Consider the following 1,216-nt stretch of genomic DNA (forward strand, 5'->3'; position numbering starts at 1 on the left):
TTGGCGGCGGGTGTGGGCGGGGCGGATTCGGTGACGGTGCTGCCCTTCGACGAGGCGCTGGGGCTGCCGAACGCGTTCAGCCGCCGTATCGCACGGAACACGTCGACGATCCTGATCGAGGAGTCGCATCTGGCGCGGGTGATCGACCCGGCGGGCGGTTCCTGGTACGTGGAGCGGCTCACCGACGAACTCGCCCTGGCGGGCTGGGAGTTCTTCCAGACCGTCGAGCGCGCGGGCGGCCAGGCCGCCGCCCTGCGGGACGGGACGGTCGGGTCCCGTCTCGCGGAGACGTGGGCCGCGCGCACCGCACGGCTCGCCAAGCGGCGCGAACCGGTCACCGGCGTCAGCGAGTTCCCGCTGCTGGACGAGAAGCCGGTGGAGCGCGAGCCCGCTCCCGCGCCGCTGTCCGGCGGGCTGCCGCAGGTCCGGCGTGATGACGCCTTCGAGGTGCTCCGCGCCCGTTCCGACGCCCATCTCGCGGCCACCGGTGCCCGGCCGCGTGTGTATCTGGCCGCGCTGGGTCCGGCCGCCGCGCACACCGCGCGGCTGACGTTCGCCGCCAACCTGTTCCAGGCGGGCGGCATCGAGCCGGTCACCGAGGGCACGTTCGAGGAGAGCGGGGCCCGCGAGGCGTGCCTGTGCTCCAGCGACGCGCTGTACGAGGAGCAGGCCGAGGCCGTGTCCGACCTGCTGCGCGCCTCGGGCGCCACGCATGTCGCGCTGGCCGGCCGCCCCGCCGCGTACGCCGGGGCGGACTCGTACGTCTTCGCGGGGTGCGACGCCGTCGCCGTACTGTCCGCCGCACTCGACCGCATGGGGGTCTCCTGATGTCCGTCCCCGACTTCTCCGGGATCGCACTCGGAACGCCGACCGCCGCGGGCGGCCCCGACGAGTGGAGCGCCGCCCTGAAGAAGGCCGCCGCCGGTGACGACCTGCTGTGGGAGACCCCGGAAGGCATCAAGGTCAGCCCCCTGTACACGGCGGGTGATCTGGAGGGTCTGGATTTCCTGGGCACGTATCCGGGTGTGACGCCGTTTCTGCGGGGTCCGTATCCGACGATGTATGTGAATCAGCCCTGGACGATCCGGCAGTACGCGGGGTTTTCGACGGCGGAGGAGTCCAACGCGTTCTACCGGCGGAATCTGGCGGCGGGTCAGAAGGGTCTGTCGGTCGCGTTCGATCTGCCCACGCACCGGGGTTACGACAGTGACCACGA

The 1,216-nt window shown here is 72.1% G+C and carries 2 protein-coding genes; both read left to right on the plus strand.

The annotated features are described in order from the left end of the window. Nucleotides 1-828, plus strand: an 828-nt coding sequence (locus tag ACIPSE_RS47250) for a methylmalonyl-CoA mutase family protein (protein ID WP_401676400.1), incomplete at its 5' end; no start/stop codon positions are given. Beyond that, on the plus strand, nt 828-1,216 hold a 389-nt coding region (locus tag ACIPSE_RS47255), incomplete at its 3' end, for a methylmalonyl-CoA mutase family protein (RefSeq protein ID WP_401676402.1). The genes ACIPSE_RS47250 and ACIPSE_RS47255, both read left to right, overlap by 1 nt.

The organism is Streptomyces sp. NPDC090106, from assembly GCF_044747265.1.
In the GTDB taxonomy this organism is placed as follows: domain Bacteria; phylum Actinomycetota; class Actinomycetes; order Streptomycetales; family Streptomycetaceae; genus Streptomyces.